Genomic DNA, 1347 nt, shown 5'->3' with positions numbered 1-1347 from the left:
GCGGCTCAGGGCTTAAATTTACCCGCATATGGCTTAAGGCGGTTTGCGCATACAGCTTAAAAATTTCGAAGCGAAATTTTAAAGAGCACTGGCGGCAGTTGCGAAACTGCGAGCCGAAATTTTAAAATTTAAAGACGAGTTAAATTTTAAAGAGTATCAGCGTCGCGGAGAGAGTAAAATTTTAAAATTTCAAAATCGTTTTAAATTTAAAAAAACGGATCCATTTGATTAAAATTTAAGGTAAATTTACTAAGCGAATTGCTATACTTTCGTTGATTTTTTACAAGGAGAGAAAATGAAAAAATCACTTTTAGTTTTGGCTAGTTTTGGCTTTGCGCTAAGTCTTAGCGCCGCAGATCTTTCAGATAGCTGCAAAGAGTACTTCGCAGATCTTGATAAGATGGTTGATACCTACAAACAAGCGGGTCAAGAGCAGCAGGTCAAGATGTATGAGGATCAAAAAAAGCAGTCTATGGATCAGATCAGCGCACTTCCTAAGGAGCAGCAAGAGGCCACTTGCAAACAAGCTAAAGAGATATTTAAGCAGATGATGGATCAGATGAAACAACAAGGCGCTATGAAATAAGAAGCCTTCTTTATTCGCGGCTAGTCTCGGCTAGCCGCTGCTTTAAATTTACCCAGACACAGGCGTTCGACGCCGACTTTAACTTCAAATTTTATCTTTTTCACACATAGCGCGTTTCTGCGTCTTGGTTTTAAACATACCGTCTTTTATCTCGTAGTTTTTTTGTGCCGCTGTTCGCAGCGTAAAATTTTGCAAACTTTGAAATTTTGCGATGCCTTTGTTTTGACTATACAGATCGCCTGCGCAGAGCGCAAGGAGAGCAGAGCGGTTAAAATTTTCCGCGGCAGTCGCAGCAATATCGCTAGCGGCGTTGTCGCATACGGTATAAATTTTATGCCTCGCCGCCACGCACAATACGCCGATGCCGTGGCGCGCAGTATAGCAGCATCTCGAAATTAAAATCAGCGCCCTCAATCGCGCGTTCAAAGTAGAGGCGCTGTTCGTCGCATAGGCTAGAAAAGGGCGCATCGAAGTCCTGCGCGATTATCATACGAGCGGAGCGTTCGTGCGAGCGGCCGGGATCGGTGCGCTTCAAGGCTCGGGATTTAAAATTTTATTTTAACGGATAGTTTGGACGCAGGTGCTCGCGGAATTTTAAAATTTTAAGGATTTAAATTTATTGCGGCACGGCGGCCTGCGCATGGGACCGGGGCGGTTATTCGCCGTCCTTCGCCTCTTCGGTGAAGCTAACGATGCGCGGAGCTGCGATGCGCGCGTAATCCTGCGCGTTTAGAATGATCGAGTGATCGAGCAGGCCCGCG

Annotated in this window: 2 protein-coding genes; one reads left to right on the top strand and one right to left on the bottom strand. The window is 45.1% G+C overall.

The window, feature by feature from the left end; all coding sequences use genetic code 11:
• The first annotated feature begins 295 nt into the window (after window positions 1-295).
• Entirely contained in the window at window positions 296-586 is a 291-nt protein-coding gene (locus Q0236_RS10425) for a DUF5339 domain-containing protein (protein WP_291936556.1), read from the top strand.
• Window positions 587-670: 84 nt separating this feature from the next.
• On the opposite strand, the gene Q0236_RS10420 is transcribed toward Q0236_RS10425, so the two are convergent.
• Complete coding sequence (locus tag Q0236_RS10420; protein WP_297917548.1) at window positions 671-1054, bottom strand: hypothetical protein; 384 nt, start codon at window positions 1052-1054, stop codon at window positions 671-673.
• Window positions 1055-1347 lie beyond the last annotated feature (293 nt).

The organism is uncultured Campylobacter sp., assembly GCF_938031315.1.
Lineage (GTDB): Bacteria > Campylobacterota > Campylobacteria > Campylobacterales > Campylobacteraceae > Campylobacter_B.
The sequence above is the reverse complement of the archived record's forward strand: the minus strand, read 5'-3'. Positions and strand labels throughout refer to the sequence as shown.